The following is a 15498-nucleotide window of genomic DNA, read 5'->3' as shown; positions in this document are numbered from 1 at the left end:
AATGAAAAAGCGCATACTAAAAGGTGGTTTAATTTTATTTGCGATCCTCTCTCTCAATTTTAATTGCAAGAAAAAAGGAGGGGGCGACACGCCCAATACAACGGGTGCAGAAGTAAACTGGTGGATGACCAGAGGTGATCAATCAGTTTTGTTACAAAAACAAACCGCCTTTGCATTTAATAATGGCGGAACGGCTGTGTTAACCATTGATGTCGACAGTGCACAAACTTACCAAACCATTGATGGTTTTGGTTATACCTTGACAGAAGGGAGTGCATACCTCATCAATAAACTAAGTACATCAGCAAAAAGCAACCTGTTGCAGGAATTGTTTGGTGTTGCAGACAATGCAATTTCTGTAAACTATTTACGCATTGGTATGGGTGCAACCGACCTTAGCACAAAAGTGTATAGCTATAATGACTTGCCAAATGGTGAAACAGATGTAGCACTTACTAAATTTTCGCTTGCACAGGATACTGTTGATGTGATTCCTTTATTGCAGCAGATCATAGCCATCAATCCCAACATCAAAATAATGGCAACTCCGTGGAGCCCGCCTGTGTGGATGAAGGATAATAACAGCAGTATTGGCGGACGATTGAAAACACAGTATTACGGTGTATATGCACAATACTTTGTAAAGTATATCCAGGCCATGAAAGCGAAAGGGATAACGATCGATGCGTTAACGATACAGAACGAACCGCTGCACGGTGGTAACAACCCCAGCATGTTGATGAATGCAGCAGAGCAGACGGATTTTATTAAAAATCATTTGGGCCCTGCATTTCAAACAGCAGGAATCACAACAAAAATTGTATTGTACGATCATAATTGCGATCGTCCCGATTATCCGATTGCCGTGTTGAACGATGCTGCTGCAAAACAGTTTGTTGATGGTTCGGCTTTTCATTTGTATGCGGGTGATATAACAGCATTATCAACTGTACATGATGCACACCCCACTAAAAATTTATACTTCACGGAACAGTGGACGGGTGCCAACGGAAGTTTTGATGGTGATTTAAAATGGCATATCCGCAATGTAATTATTGGTTCAGTTCGCAACTGGAGTAAAGTTGCATTGAACTGGAACCTTGCAAATGATGGAAGTTATAATCCACATACACCTGGCGGTTGCGATCAATGTAAAGGCGCACTTACGTTAGATGGAAGCATTACCCGTAATGTATCTTATTATATAATTGGCCATGCATCAAAGTTTGTTCCATCCGGATCGAAACGTATTGCCAGTTCTATATCGGGTAATCTTTATACTGTTGGTTTTTTGCGTAATGATGGAAAGAAAGTGTTGATTGCTTTGAACGATGGCTCGACTACTCTTCGGTTCAATATTAAATTTAAAGGAAGTAATGCTAACACCAGCTTGCCGGCTGGTGCGGTAGCAACTTATGTATGGTGAATTTAAAACTACGACTATGAATAAATTATTCTTAATTGCTGCAAGTTGTTTGTTTGCAGCATGCACATCATCCACTCAAAAAGAAAAGGAAGCTGTATCAACGGTTGGTACGGGTTTCTCAGTGGAAGGAAAGAAAGTACTTGTGTATTCAACTGCAGACAGTACTGATCTTCGATTATCACTCAACGATACTCTAACCTTTGTTGAAAAAGGTCAGCCATTCGAAAATGAGATCATGGTATTTGTTGATCCTTCTAAAACTTTTCAATCATATATGGGAGTTGGTGCAGCATTAACCGATGCATCTGCAGAGGTTTTTGCTAAACTGCCGAAAGAAAAGCAACAGGAATTTCTTACGGCACATTTTGATAAAGAAAAAGGCATTGGCTATACCATTGCCCGTACCAACATCAACAGTTGCGATTTCAGCAGTGATATGTACACCTATGTGCAGGATGGCGATAAAGAATTAAAATCGTTCAATATTGAACATGATAAGAAATTTAAAATTCCATTGATCAAAGCAGCCATGAAGGCCGCAGGTGGAAGTTTGACTTTGTTTGCAAGCCCTTGGAGTCCGCCATCATGGATGAAGGATAACAATGATATGCTGCATGGGGGGAAACTGAAAGCCGAGTTCGCTGACAGCTGGGCCATGTATTATACCAAGTTTATTAAAGCATATGAAGCCGATGGTATTCCAGTATGGGGCATCAGTATTCAGAACGAACCAATGGCAAAACAAATTTGGGAGAGTTGTATTTATACTGCTGAAGAAGAAAAAGATTTCTTGGTAAAGCATCTTGGTCCAACGATGGAGAAAGAAGGATTGAAGGATAAGAAGATCATTATGTGGGATCATAACCGTGATCTTATCTATCAGCGTGCAACAACATATTTTAACGATCCCGAAGTAAAAAAATATGCTTGGGGTATTGGATTGCATTGGTATGAAGACTGGAGTGGGGGCGATCAGATGTTCGACAATGTGCGTCGTGTATATGAATCGTTTCCTGATGTACCCATCCTGTTTACTGAAGGATGTAATGGTCCGTATAAAACAGAAAATGTTTACCAATGGAAATGGGGCGAACGTTATGGCCGCAGCATGATCAATGATTTTAATAATGGCATGACTGGCTTTACTGATTGGAATATCCTGCTCGATGAAACTGGTGGCCCCAATCATGTAAAGAATTTCTGTTTTGCACCAATGCATGCAGATACACGTACTGGTGAGTTGATCTATACCAATGCATATTACTACATCGGTCATTTTTCAAAGTTTATAAAACCCGGTGCGAAACGCATCAGTGCAGCAGCTAGCAGAAGTCAGTTGTTAACAACTGCATTTCAAAATCCTGACGGAAGTATTGCTGTTGTGGTGATGAATCAAGGCAGTAATCCAACCGATTTTATGTTATGGATCAATGGTAAGGCTGCAACAACAAAAGCACTGCCGCATTCTATTAACACGTACGTTATTCAATAAGTGAATGGTTTTTGCAGTAAACAACATAATGAAAAAAGGATTTTTATATGGTATATGTATTTCGTTGCTGGTTGTTTCGGCCTGCAAAAAGAAATCATCTCCGCCTGTGCCGGAGCCGCCAAAGCAGGTAACATTGAAATCAATTAAGCTGAATAGTGTTGACTTCAATGACATGCTGTATGGAATTAATCTGCAGCCATTAATCCGTTTACAATTTTCTCAACCAATAAAACAAAGTACGATTGCTGCTGCAGTAAAACTTTACACAGCAGGGGGTGTTGAAACCGCAGTTACAGCAACATTGCAAAACAATGATTCGGTTATTCTGCTGCAACCAACTTCATTATTAACAAGCATTTCGAAATACCAGTTTAAAATACTTGACGGATTGAAATCTGCATCGGGTGGAAATTTTGTTGGTTCTGTTGATAACAGCTTTGTTACACAAATTGATTCATCAAGAAAGTTTCCAGCAATTACAGACGCTGAGCTGTTAACCAAAGTGCAACAGCAAACCTTCAAATACTTCTGGGATTTTGGTCATCCCACAAGCGGTTTGGCAAGAGAGCGTAATACATCAGGCGACTTAGTTACATCAGGTGGTTCCGGTTTTGGAGCTATGGCCATTATTACAGGTATCAACCGTAATTTCATTACAAGGGCGCAGGGTTTACTACGCATGCAAACCATTGTTGGCTTCTTAAAAAATACTGCACAGAAATTTCATGGAGCATTTCCGCATTGGTTAAATGGTAATACGGGAAATGTAATTGCTTTTAGTGCAAAAGATGATGGAGCTGATCTTGTTGAAACATCATTACTGATGATGGGGTTGTTAACTGCACGTCAATATTTTAATGGAGGAGATGTGGCGGAAACGAATTTGCGTAACGACATTACTGCATTGTACAATGCTGTTGAATGGAGCTGGTTCAGAAAAAATAATGAACAGCAATTATATTGGCACTGGAGCCCGAATTTCGCTTGGGATATGAACCTGCAAATTCGGGGATGGAACGAATGTTTAATTACTTATGTGTTGGCAGCTTCGTCAACAACTTTTGGCATCCCTAAAACAGTATATGATAATGGATGGGCGAGAAATGGTGCTGCTGGTTTTGTAAACGGCAATCAATATTTAAATATCACATTGCCATTAGGTAGTGCATACGGTGGGCCATTATTCCTTTCTCACTATTCATTTCTTGGCATCAATCCAAATGGGTTGAGTGATGCATATGCGAATTACGAAACACAAACAAGAAATCATTCACGCATCAACTATCAATATTGTGTTACGAACCCAAATGGAAATTATGGATACAGCGACTCTGTATGGGGTTTAACAGCGAGTGATATTCCAAATGGTTATACAGCAAGTTCACCAACGAATGACGTAAGTGTAATTGCACCTACGGCGGCCATATCATCAATACCATATACGCCAACAGAAAGTATGAAGGCACTGAAATTTTTTTACTACACGTTAGGAGATAAGTTATTTAAGGAATATGGATTTATAGATGCATTCTCATTAAAGCAAACCTGGTTTGCATCTTCATTCCTTGCAATAGATCAGGGACCAATTATTGTGATGATCGAAAATCACCGCACTGGTTTGTTGTGGAATCTGTTTACAAGTTGTCCTGAAGTAAAAGCCGGCATGTTATCACTTGGATTTACTGCACCTTATTTATAAAGTATGAAGAAAAGTATATTCATAGTTTTTACCACATTATTTATTATACACACAGTTTCAGCACAGAAACAAAATGTAAAATTCGATCCGCTGAGCCGGCAAAAGAATTTATCAGATTCGGCTTTGCTTGATCTTATACAGAAACAAACCTTTCGTTATTTCTGGGATTTTGCACATCCTGTAAGTGGTTTGTCAAGAGAGCGAAGTAATGTAGCTTACGAATATGGCGCTGAAGTAGTGACTACCGGAGGAACAGGGTTTGGCATTATGAGTGTACTTGTTGCAGCGGAGCGTAAATGGATCAGCAGAGATACTGCAGCGAAATTTTTATTACGCATGGTGAAGTTCCTCAGCAAAGCAGATTCTTATCATGGTGTATTTCCTCATTGGTTAAATGGTGCAACAGGCAAAACAATCCCATTCAGCAGAAAAGACGATGGAGCAGATCTTGTAGAAACCTCGTATCTAATGCAAGGATTATTATGTGCACGTCAGTATTTTGATGGAGATGAAAGAACTGAGAGAGAACTACGTAACCGCATCAACTGGATGTGGAATGATATTGAATGGAATTGGTTTACCAATGGCGGACAGAATGTATTGTACTGGCATTGGAGTCCGAATAATGGATGGGCGATGGATTTTCCTGTACGTGGCTTTAATGAATGCCTGATCATGTATGTATTGGCAGCATCATGCCCCAATGAAAAATACAAAGTAAGCCCGGCAGTGTATCACCGTGGCTGGGCCGAAAGTAATTTCTTTAAAAACGGAAAACAGTTTTATGGCATTAAACTGCCGCTTGGTTTTGACTATGGAGGACCGCTTTTCTTTTCACAGTATTCATTTCTGGGATTAGACCCGAGGGGACTGAAAGATCGTTATGCAGATTATTGGGAGCAAAATAAAAATCACACACTCATCAATCGTGAACATTGTGTTCGCAATCCCAATAAGTTTAAAGGGTATAGTGCAGAAAACTGGGGCTTAACAGCAAGTGATACTTACAATGGATATGCGGCACATTCCCCAACTGAAGACCTCGGTACTATTTCGCCGACGGCTGCATTAAGTGCATTCCCATACACACCTGAATATTCAATGCAGGCATTAAAACATTTTTATTTTAAACTCGGCGATAATATATGGAGCGAGTATGGTTTTGTAGATGCATTCAATGAAACAAAGAACTGGGTAGCAAAAAGTCATCTTGCAATCGACCAAGGGCCCATAATTGTAATGATGGAGAATTACCGCAGCGGCTTGCTATGGAAATTATTCATGAGTTGTCCTGAAGTGCAGAATGGGTTGAAGCGGTTAGGCTTTGCAAGTCCGGCAATAAAATAAAACGAACGCTTAAAATAAATTAACGATGATGATGCGATTCATTGCCATATTATTCTTCGTTCACTCAATTTCGTTTGCACAAACACGCTCATTAGATAAAGGAAAATATGCCGATGGTCCCGATAGTATTGCACCAGTTGGCATCATGAAAGGTATAACCGATGAACAGTTATTAGAAACTGTACAGAAACAAACCTTTCGTTTTTTCTGGCATGGTGCACATCCGTACAGCGGATTGGCCTTGGAAAGGAGCAACAGTGTGAAAGCCGAGCATTACTGGGATTACATCAACGAAGCATGGGATGAACCCAATTTCAGTAAAACGGAATTCGGAAAAGATGCAGGTGCAATCGGTGGTACGGGCTTTGGTATTATGAGTACCATTGTTGCAGTGGAGCGTGGATGGATCGGCAGAGATACAGCTGTGCGACGTTTGATACAGATTGCGGATTTTCTTATTAATGCCGATTGTTATCATGGCATTTATCCGCATTTCATGAATGGCCGCACAGGCAAAACAATCAAGTTCGATCGACTGGATGATGGTGCCGATATTGTTGAAACTTCTTATTTGCTGATGGGTTTTCTCTGCGCAAGAGAATATTTTACCAAGGACACACCAAGAGAAATTTACCTGCGTAAGCGCATTAACCAGATGTGGGGTGCTGCCAACTGGAACTGGCATACTAACGGCGAAAATAAATTGTACTGGCACTGGAGCCCGAACAATGGCTTTGATATGAACTTCCCGGTGTGGGGTTATAATGAATGTCTGATCACCTACATCATGGCTGCGTCATCACCTTATAAAGGCATTAAGAAATCGGTGTACGATGGAACATGGGCGGGCAGCACAGGATTTAAAAACGGTAAAGAATATTACGGCTACGTTTTACCGTTAGGTAATTACGATAAAGACAAAGGTGGTCCGTTGTTCTTTGAACAATATACCTTCCAGGGAATTGATCCGAATGGATTAAAAGATTCGTTGGGCAACGATTATTTTTTGCAGGGCAAACATCACACACTTATCAATCGTGCATACTGTATTGAGAACCCCAATAAGTTTAAAGGTTATTCTGATAAATGCTGGGGCTTAACAGCGGGCGACAGTTACAAAGGTTATGTGGCGCATAGTCCGGAGAATGATCGTGGCGTTATACAGCCGACAGCTGCCATTTCATCAATGCCTTATACACCCAAAGAAAGTATGGAAGCCTTGCGGTATTTCTATTATGAACTGGGCAATAAGATCTGGAGTAACTATGGTTTTGTGGATGGCTTCAGTATTCATCACAACTGGTATGCAAAAAGTCACCTGGCAATTGACCAGGGACCAATTGTAGTGATGCTTGAAAATTACCGCACAGGTTTGTTGTGGAAATTATTTATGAAGATACCGGATGTACAGAACGGATTGAAGAAGCTGGGATTTACATCGCCGTATATGAAATGAAATAATTAGAAACGATGCCGTTGAGCCACCCTTGAAGAAAGCGAGTGACTCACCGCAGCTTATTTATAAAAGTGTTTGCCATGAACGATCAATTATCACGTGAACAATTTTTAAAAACCACTGCAATGGCTGCAGCAGCATTGCTGGTGTCTTCGTTAGAAGGTTGGGCGGCTGCATTACCCGAAAAGAAATTACGTGTAGCGGTGATTGGTTGCGGCAGTGTAAGCAATCGATACATTCCTCAACTCTTATCATCAAAATTAATTGAAATAGTAAGTCTCTGCGATATAAAGTACGAACGTGCAGTGGCGCAGAACAAGGAATACAAAGTAAATGCTGCAACCTATCGTACCATTGATGAACAGCTGAAAGGTGTTCCGTTTGATATGCTGGTTACACTCACCGATATGCAGGTGCATGGTGAACTGAATAAGAAAGCATTGCTCGCCGGTAAGCATGTGTGGAGTGAAAAACCAATGGCGAATACATACGCCGAAGGAAAAGCATTGCTCGATTTAGCGAAAAGTAAAAAGCTGCGCATCTGGGGAGCACCTGCTGTCGTTAACAGTCCGCAGTTTGCATTTATGAGTAAAACAATTCAGGAAGGGAAACTGGGACGCATTGCCAGTGCGCATGGGCAGTATGGACATACAGGCCCCACCTGGAGTGCCTTCTTTTATGAAAAAGGTGGTGGAAGTATGCCCGATCTGGGTGTGTACAATATGGCAACACTCACCGGTTTGTTAGGCCCTGCAAAAAGTGTAATGGCTATGACGAGCATTGTAAAGCGGCAACGTACGGTTGATGATAAAGGAACAATTAAAGTAGAAGCAGAAGATAATGCGCATGTATTGCTGGAACATGATAAAGGAGTGATCAGTCATGTGATGTGCGGGTTTAATTATTTCGATCCACACGGACATGAAGCCGGTAATCAAACCTTACATTCGATACAGATCTATGGCGATTACGGTAATATGCGGTTGATCGGTTACGATTGGGAAACCAATGGTGTGATGCTCGATACATCGTGGGATAAACCTGCTGTGTTGATGAGTACCGATAAAGGTGGTTACGAATGGCAGGAAGGTGCAAGAGTAACCGGCGAAAGTATTGTTAACGGAACCGAGCCGTTGATTAATGTGGAGCATGCGTTGCATGTACTGGAAATTATTGAAGCGGCACGCAAATCATCGGCAACAGGAATGAAAGTAAAACTGAAGAGTGCGTTTCCGTGGCCAATAGTGAAATGATGATCGATTCGTAATTCGTAAATATAAAACGATGGCAGCCTTTTCTTTAACCCCCGAACAAATTGCAGCATATCAAACGGATGGATTCCTGGTTGTGCCGGAATTTCTGTTGGCTCAGGAAGTAGAGAAACTTCAGCAGATTGCATTTGATGATGCCGTCATACGTAAACATGCGTTTGATCTGAATGATCAGAGCGGAAAGAAAACGAAGCTTACACTCTGGTACAAACCCGGCAACGATTCGTATGGTTTGCTTACACGGAGTGAACGGATGCTGCACACTGCCAATCAACTGATGGAAGGTGATTCTGCAGTTTGCCATTTTCACAGTAAGCTGATGCAGAAAGAACCACGTGTTGGCGGTGCATGGGAGTGGCACCAGGATTATGGTTACTGGTACAAGAACGAATTTTTATTTCCCGATCAGATGTTGTCGATTATGATTGCTATTACCGATGCCAATAAAGCCAATGGCTGTTTGCAGGTGATTAAAGGCTCGCATAAAATGGGCAGAGTAGAACATGGTTTTGCAGGCGAGCAGGTTGGTGCAGCACAACGTTATGTTGATCTTGCTCTGCAGACAATGGAATTGCTGTATGTAGAATTAAAAGCAGGTGATGCATTGTTTTTTCACCCGAACCTGTTACATCGTTCAGAAGCAAATTTATCTGAGAAGGCCAGGTGGTCGCTCATTTCTGTTTATAACAGAAATGCGAATGTGCCGTATAACGAACCTTCACAATCATCTACCATGCCGGTACAGGTGGTGCCCGATGCAGCATTACTCCATTGGGATAGTACTGCCATGGAAGACACGGCTGATTTTCTGACCAAAGAAAAAGACGAAGCCTTAAAATAATTGCTATGAAGAAATTCTTTTCAGCAGAACCCTTTGCACCCAATGTGGGTTTAACGTTGGTACGCATGATTGTTGGCTTGTTTCTTATCTATCACGGTTGGGAAGTAGTTGATGCAGCGAAGATGAATGAATATCTTACCTGGGATAGTTTTAAACAAGCTGCTAATGGAAAGATGTTGGTATATGCAGGTAAGTCTGCCGAGTTAATAGCGGGTGTATTGTTTGTGTTGGGTTTGTTTACACGTGTTGCTGCAGTACTTACAATCGGCAATCTTGGTTACATTGCATTTGGATTAGGCAATGGTGTTGTTTGGTACAACGATCAGCATCCGTTTATGTTTGTACTCATTGCATTCCTGTTTTTATTTACAGGCCCGGGAACAATCAGCTTAGATCATTACTTATTTAAACGAAGTTAAAATGAAGAACTGTGTAATGTTTATATTGCTGTTTGTAACAGTTTGCAGTAGTCATGCGCAGCAAAAAACCTATTGCAATCCGATTAATATCGATTATGGTTACACGCCTATTCCCAACTTCAGCGAATGGGGCCGGCACCGTGCAACGGCCGATCCTGTGATTGTAACGTACAAAGGTGATTATTATCTCTTCAGCACCAATCAATGGGGCTATTGGTACAGCAGCGATATGCTCAACTGGAAATTTGTATCACGTAAATTTTTACGTCCGTGGAATAAATCATACGATGAATTATGTGCACCTGCAGTTGGCATCATCGGCGATACCATGATTGTCTTCGGTTCAACCTATACCCGCAACTTCAGCATCTGGATGAGTACGAATCCGAAGGAAAATGAATGGAAGCCGTTGGTCGATTCATTTGATATCGGAGGTTGGGATCCTTCTTTCTTCACCGATGATGATGGACGTTTGTACATGTACAACGGCAGCAGTAATAAATTCCCCATGTACGGTATTGAACTCAACAGAAAAACATTGCAGCCCATCGGTACAAGAAAAGAAATGTATTTACTTGAGCCTTGGCGTTTTGGCTGGCAGCGTTTTGGTGAGCACATGGACAATACATTTCTTGATCCGTTTATTGAAGGAAGCCATATGACGAAGTATAATGGGAAATATTATTTACAGTATGGAGCACCCGGTACTGAGTTTAGTGGATATGCAGATGGTTTATTAGTAGGCAATGGACCTTTGGATTTTTTTGAAGCACAAAGCGATCCGTTAAGCATTAAGCTCGGAGGTTTTGTACGTGGTGCCGGGCATGGTGCAACCTTCCAGGATAAGTTTAATCAATTCTGGCATGTATCAACAACCGTGGTGTCGGTAAAAAATACATTTGAACGCAGGCTCGGCATCTGGCCAACAGGTTTTGATAAAGAAGGTAACATGTTTTGCAACACAACCTTCGGCGATTATCCGCATTATATTCCATCAGATAAAATCGATGGATCGGATTATGGAAAAGATGGTAAGTCGCCTTACTTCACCGGATGGATGTTGTTGAACTATAACAAACCTGTACAGGTTTCATCTACGCTTGGTAATTACGTTGCCAATCATGCTGTTGATGAATTGATCAAAACATACTGGAGTGCAGCAACAGGCAACAAAGGTGAATGGATACAAACCGAGTTGGGAACTGTATCAACCGTTCATGCAGTGCAGATCAACTATGCAGACCAGGATGTGGAGCAGAACCGTTTGGGAAAATGGAACGATCAGTTTCATCAGTACAAAATGTATTACTCGGTTGATGGAAAGAAGTGGACCGTGCTGGTTGATAAGAGTACAAACAAAACAGATATTCCACACGAATATGTAGAACTGGAAAAGCCGGTGCAGGCACGTTATATAAAAGTGGAGAATATCCATATGCCTACCGGTAAATTTGCAGTCAGCGGTTTACGTGTGTTTGGTAATGGTAATGGCGCAAAGCCGGAAGCAGTGAAAGGATTTATTGTATTGCGTACGGAAAAAGATAAACGCAGTGCGTTCATTAAGTGGAAGCCGGTTGACAACGCCTTTGCCTATAATATTTATTATGGCACTCATCCGGATAAATTGTACACCAGCATTATGGTACACGCCAACAATGAATACTGGATGAAGGCAATGGATGCATTAAAGACGTATTATTACAGCATTGAAGCCGTGAATGAAAATGGCGTAAGCGAACGTTCACCCGTAATGAAAGTAGAATAATGATGAAGAAAGTTTTCGTTAGTATGTTGTTCCTCTTTGTTGTGCTTGATACCAATGCGCAAAGCAAAGAGCCGTTTCCCTTCTGGAACGAAGTGCAAAAATTTAAGACAGCCGATAGTACAGCTTTCCCCTCAGCAAACCAGGTATTATTCATCGGCAGCTCATCGTTTACGATGTGGAAAGATGTGCAGACTTATTTTCCCGATCGTAAAATACTCAACCGTGCATTTGGAGGCAGCACACTGGCCGATGTGATCCGTTACCGTTATGATGTCATCTTTCCTTATCAACCCAAACAGATTGTGATCTATTGCGGCGAGAACGATTTTGCATCGAGCGATACGGTAACAGTTGAGCTGGTGATGCAACGCTTTACAACCTTGTTCAATTACATCCGTGCAAAGTATAAGAACGTACCTGTTGCTTATGTGTCGATGAAACCAAGCCCGAGTCGTGTTCACTTGCTTGATAAGTATAAAGAAGCAAACCAAAAGATTAAGTCTTTTCTGGCAACAAAACCCAACACAAAGTTTGTTGATGTGTACAGTGCCATGTTGAACGAAAAAGGCGAACCGATGCCGGATATTTTTTTGAAAGACAATTTGCATATGAATGCAAAAGGGTATGCTATCTGGAAAAAGAAACTGCAGAATGTTTTACTCAAATAATAAATGTTTTTTTATGAAAGTCTTAAAGGGATTGTTCATCGGATTTTTCGTTTTGCTTTCTGTTCAATTACAGGCTCAGCAAACGAACGAAGCAAAGATGAAAACCTTCATTGATGCATTGATGAAGAAGATGACAGTAGATGAAAAGATTGGCCAGTTAAACTTGCCCGGCTCTGGGGATATTGTAACAGGCCAAGCCGGAAATTCTGACATTGGTAAGAAGATCAAAGAAGGAAAAGTGGGAGGTCTGTTCAATATAAAATCTGTTGCAAAGATCAAGGCTGTGCAAAAAGTTGCAGTAGAAGAAACACGGTTGAAAATTCCGTTGCTCTTTGGGATGGATGTTATCCATGGTTATCAAACAGTGTTTCCTATTCCATTAGGTTTAAGTTGCAGTTGGGATATGCAACTCATTGAACAAAGTGCACGCATTGCTGCCATTGAAGCAAGTGCAGATGGTATCAACTGGACCTTTTCCCCAATGGTTGATCTTACACGTGATCCCCGTTGGGGCCGTGTATCAGAAGGCAATGGCGAAGATCCATATCTCGGCGGACAGATAGCAAAAGCAATGGTGCGTGGTTATCAAGGAAAAAATTTGTCGTCGAACAATACGATTATGAGTTGTGTAAAACATTTTGCATTGTATGGTGCGGCAGAGGCCGGTCGTGATTATAATACAACTGATATGAGCCGCTATCGTATGTACAACGAATATTTTTATCCTTACCAGGCAGCAGTTGAGGCAGGAGTTGGAAGTGTAATGGCATCTTTCAACGATATTGATGGCGTGCCTGCAACTGGAAATAAATGGTTGTTGACAGATGTGTTGCGTAAGCAATGGGGCTTCAAAGGATTTCTTGTTACCGATTATACCGGCATCAATGAAATGATGGATCATGGTATAGGTGATCTCAAAACTGTTTCAGCAAGAGCATTAGGTGCAGGTATTGATATGGATATGGTAGGCGAAGGATTCTTACTTACACTTAAGCAATCATTGAACAGCGGTAAAGTAACCATGCAAATGATCGATGCAGCCTGCAGAAGAATTCTCGAAGCAAAATATAAACTCGGCTTGTTTGATGATCCTTATCGCTATTGTAATGAAGAACGTGCAAAGACAGAGATATTTACCACCGCTCATCGCAAGATGGCAAGAGAAACAGCTGCGCAAAGTTTTGTGTTGTTAAAAAATCAAAACAACATGTTGCCGTTGAAGAAAAGTGGAACAGTGGCTGTGATTGGCCCGTTGGCAAACGACAAGCGCAATATGCCCGGTACCTGGAGCGTGGCTGCAGAATTTGATAAAGCAACAGCTGTATTAACAGGTTTGAACGAAATAATAGGCAACAAAGTAAAGTTCCTGTATGCAAAAGGAAGTAATCTCGATTACGATGAAGCATTTGAAGACCGTGCAACCATGTTCGGTAAAGGAATCGGCCGGGATATACGTTCACCCGAAGAAATGATTAATGAGGCTGTTTCTATCGCTAATCAAAGCGATGTGGTGTTGGCAGTGCTCGGTGAAAGTGCCGAGATGAGCGGTGAATCATCGAGCAGAAGTAACATTGAAATTCCGCAGGCACAAAAAGATTTACTCAAAGCATTATTAAAAACAGGTAAGCCGGTTGTGTTGGTTTTATTTACAGGAAGACCGTTAGCATTAACATGGGAACAACAAAATGTACCAGCCATTCTCAATGTTTGGTTTGGTGGCAGTGAAACCGGTTATGCAGTTGCTGATGTATTGTTTGGCGATGTAAATCCTTCCGGTAAATTAACGATGACGTTTCCACAGAATGTAGGCCAGGTGCCTTTGTTTTACAATCATAAGAATACTGGTCGTCCGTTGGCAGAAGGGAAGTGGTTTGAAAAATTCCGCAGCAATTATTTAGATGTAAGTAATGATCCGTTGTATCCTTTTGGTTATGGACTGAGTTACTCAAGCTTTAGTTATAGTGATGTAAAGATCAGCAATGCATCACCCAAGGGTAATCAAACCATCTCAGCAAGTGTAACACTTACCAACACGGGCTCTGTTACCGGTAAAGAAGTGGTGCAGTTATATATTCGTGATGTAGTTGGTTCTGTAACTCGTCCGGTGAAAGAACTGAAAGGTTTCCAGAAAGTAGAATTAAAAGCAGGCGAAAGCAAAACAGTTACATTCAACATTTCACCCAATGATCTTAAATTTTACAATTACGATTTAAAACATGATTGGGAAGCGGGTGAGTTTCAGATCATGATCGGTGGAAATTCAAGAGATGTGAAAATGGTAAAAGTAAATTGGAGTAAATAAAGTAGTTCAATTGTTGAGAATCGTGACTGTTTTCTGATAACAAAGAAAACAGTCACGATTTTTTTTGCATAGAAATGTTGCTTTAAAACCGCACAAACCATTCGCAGAAATTGCGCCAAAACTCAAATTGGTAAAATGTAAATACAGAAATATGATACAGCAGGAGTATGAGTAAAGCAAACGGGAATACATTCCATCTTTTATGCGATCGCCAATCCCAGATGCAAAGACCGATCAACATCAGGTCAGCTAACAGGAACCCGGCGAAAGGTGCAATCGGGTTGCCTTCGATCGTTGGCATATAATCCAGGATACTGCGGAAATGAATATGGATCAGGCGGTCTGTTACAGGAGTAAACATGGTAAACGCTGTACAGATCATGTAACGGGCATGTATAGTTGATTTCTTACGATGATAAATCGCAAGACCGTAAAGAAGTGCAAATGCAACAAGTGCGTTTGCCGCCAGTGCAACAAAGAAGTAATCCATCGTGCCCAGTTGCGGCACTGGTTGTAACTGATATTTTAATAAATCAAGTGTGGTAAAGATCATGAGCGGTACCAGTATGTATGATGCTTTGCCAACTGTTCTGTGCAGCTTTGTACGTTTTGTACGGATGAGATATGGCTGTACGATGAGCATCAGGCACCAAAGCGTTAAAGCAATGCCATGCAGGTGCATCCTGTAATTCTTCTGTTCAAGTAACTTGGTAAAATAAGTAACCCAGAAACCGGCTACTACAAAAAGGAAGAAAGCAAGAAAATAAAGATGACTCTTTTGAAAAATTGTTTTTTCAAGTTTCATGGCAATT

11 protein-coding genes and 2 pseudogenes are annotated in these 15498 nt (G+C 41.2%); 12 read left to right on the top strand and 1 reads right to left on the bottom strand.

Annotated elements, in window-relative coordinates:
- The first annotated feature begins 1 nt into the window (after position 1).
- From VK159_RS03155 to bglX, 12 genes and pseudogenes are all read left to right on the top strand, one after another.
- The gene (locus VK159_RS03155) at positions 2–1426 is read left to right on the top strand and encodes a glycoside hydrolase family 30 protein (protein ID WP_324228686.1); all 1425 of its coding nucleotides are present in this window, start codon (positions 2–4) and stop codon (positions 1424–1426) included.
- Positions 1427–1442: 16 nt separating this feature from the next.
- Entirely contained in the window at positions 1443–2918 is a 1476-nt protein-coding gene (locus VK159_RS03150; protein WP_324228685.1) for a glycoside hydrolase family 30 protein, read from the top strand.
- A gap of 28 nt (positions 2919–2946) precedes the next feature.
- The gene (locus VK159_RS03145; RefSeq protein WP_324228684.1) at positions 2947–4617 is read left to right on the top strand and encodes a glucoamylase family protein; all 1671 of its coding nucleotides are present in this window, start codon (positions 2947–2949) and stop codon (positions 4615–4617) included.
- A 3-nt stretch (positions 4618–4620) separates the two neighbouring features.
- Positions 4621–5964 carry a glucoamylase family protein gene (locus tag VK159_RS03140; RefSeq protein WP_324228683.1) on the top strand — a complete coding sequence of 448 codons (1344 nt, stop codon included), beginning with the start codon at positions 4621–4623 and terminating at the stop codon, positions 5962–5964.
- A 28-nt stretch (positions 5965–5992) separates the two neighbouring features.
- Positions 5993–7420, top strand: coding sequence for a glucoamylase family protein (locus VK159_RS03135; RefSeq protein ID WP_324228682.1), 1428 nt, complete (start codon positions 5993–5995; stop codon positions 7418–7420).
- A gap of 80 nt (positions 7421–7500) precedes the next feature.
- A pseudogene (locus VK159_RS23655) lies at positions 7501–7950 on the top strand (Gfo/Idh/MocA family protein); the annotation flags it as partial.
- A 114-nt stretch (positions 7951–8064) separates the two neighbouring features.
- Positions 8065–8673 (top strand): annotated as a pseudogene (locus VK159_RS23650) (Gfo/Idh/MocA family protein); the annotation flags it as partial.
- A 31-nt stretch (positions 8674–8704) separates the two neighbouring features.
- Entirely contained in the window at positions 8705–9532 is an 828-nt protein-coding gene (locus tag VK159_RS03125) for a phytanoyl-CoA dioxygenase family protein (protein WP_324228680.1), read from the top strand.
- Positions 9533–9537: 5 nt separating this feature from the next.
- On the top strand, positions 9538–9951 hold the full coding sequence (locus VK159_RS03120) for a DoxX family protein (RefSeq protein ID WP_324228679.1): 414 nt from the start codon (positions 9538–9540) through the stop codon (positions 9949–9951).
- Position 9952: 1 nt separating this feature from the next.
- Entirely contained in the window at positions 9953–11716 is a 1764-nt protein-coding gene (locus VK159_RS03115; RefSeq protein ID WP_324228678.1) for a family 43 glycosylhydrolase, read from the top strand.
- Between the two features lie 2 nt (positions 11717–11718).
- Positions 11719–12384: a GDSL-type esterase/lipase family protein gene (locus tag VK159_RS03110; protein WP_324228677.1), complete on the top strand. Its 666-nt coding sequence runs from the start codon at positions 11719–11721 to the stop codon at positions 12382–12384.
- A 13-nt stretch (positions 12385–12397) separates the two neighbouring features.
- Entirely contained in the window at positions 12398–14686 is a 2289-nt protein-coding gene (gene bglX, locus VK159_RS03105; RefSeq protein WP_324228676.1) for a beta-glucosidase BglX, read from the top strand.
- 82 nt (positions 14687–14768) lie between these two features.
- Here the strand turns inward: bglX and VK159_RS03100 are convergent, their stop codons facing one another.
- Positions 14769–15491 (bottom strand): hypothetical protein, encoded by a 723-nt coding sequence (locus VK159_RS03100; RefSeq protein WP_324228675.1) that lies wholly within the window; start codon positions 15489–15491, stop codon positions 14769–14771.
- Positions 15492–15498: the final 7 nt, after the last annotated feature.

This window comes from Lacibacter sp. (genome assembly GCF_035299325.1).
In the GTDB taxonomy this organism is placed as follows: Bacteria; Bacteroidota; Bacteroidia; order Chitinophagales; family Chitinophagaceae; genus Lacibacter.
Note: the sequence above shows the minus strand (reverse complement) of the source record. Positions and strands in the feature narration are given on the sequence as shown.

What these genes read in the sequence shown, in the direction of transcription:
- bglX (WP_324228676.1), top strand. Translation starts at nt 12,398, where the DNA reads ATGAAAGTCTTAAAGGGATTGTTCATCGGATTTTTCGTTTTGCTTTCT.
- VK159_RS03115 (WP_324228678.1), top strand. Translation starts at nt 9,953, where the DNA reads ATGAAGAACTGTGTAATGTTTATATTGCTGTTTGTAACAGTTTGCAGT.
- VK159_RS03125 (WP_324228680.1), top strand. Translation starts at nt 8,705, where the DNA reads ATGGCAGCCTTTTCTTTAACCCCCGAACAAATTGCAGCATATCAAACG.
- VK159_RS03150 (WP_324228685.1), top strand. Translation starts at nt 1,443, where the DNA reads ATGAATAAATTATTCTTAATTGCTGCAAGTTGTTTGTTTGCAGCATGC.
- VK159_RS03140 (WP_324228683.1), top strand. Translation starts at nt 4,621, where the DNA reads ATGAAGAAAAGTATATTCATAGTTTTTACCACATTATTTATTATACAC.
- VK159_RS03110 (WP_324228677.1), top strand. Translation starts at nt 11,719, where the DNA reads ATGAAGAAAGTTTTCGTTAGTATGTTGTTCCTCTTTGTTGTGCTTGAT.
- VK159_RS03135 (WP_324228682.1), top strand. Translation starts at nt 5,993, where the DNA reads ATGATGCGATTCATTGCCATATTATTCTTCGTTCACTCAATTTCGTTT.
- VK159_RS03120 (WP_324228679.1), top strand. Translation starts at nt 9,538, where the DNA reads ATGAAGAAATTCTTTTCAGCAGAACCCTTTGCACCCAATGTGGGTTTA.
- VK159_RS03145 (WP_324228684.1), top strand. Translation starts at nt 2,947, where the DNA reads ATGAAAAAAGGATTTTTATATGGTATATGTATTTCGTTGCTGGTTGTT.
- VK159_RS03100 (WP_324228675.1), bottom strand. Translation starts at nt 15,491, where the DNA reads ATGAAACTTGAAAAAACAATTTTTCAAAAGAGTCATCTTTATTTTCTT.
- VK159_RS03155 (WP_324228686.1), top strand. Translation starts at nt 2, where the DNA reads ATGAAAAAGCGCATACTAAAAGGTGGTTTAATTTTATTTGCGATCCTC.